At 46.8% G+C, this 231-nt stretch carries 1 protein-coding gene; it reads right to left on the bottom strand.

Going from position 1 to position 231, the window contains the following annotated elements; translation table 11 throughout:
* Window positions 1–231 (bottom strand): FAD-dependent oxidoreductase (locus AC1M9F_RS14560; protein WP_481598126.1); only part of this gene is annotated, 231 nt, incomplete at both ends.

Raw genomic sequence — 231 nt, 5'->3', positions numbered from 1 at the left:
ACTCAACTAAAGTGACATGCTCAACAATACCCGCAAGGTCAATTGCCGCTTCAACACCAGAGTTACCACCACCGATCACAGCCACACGTTTGCCTTTGAATAATGGACCATCACAGTGTGGGCAGTACGCAACACCACGTGTTTTGTATTCTTGCTCACCTGGTACATTCATTTCTCTCCAACGAGCACCTGTAGACAGGATGACCGTTTTCGATTCAAGTTTTGCACCAT

This window comes from Acinetobacter sp. ANC_7504 (assembly GCF_056779995.1).
The sequence above is the reverse complement of the archived record's forward strand: the minus strand, read 5'-3'. Positions and strand labels throughout refer to the sequence as shown.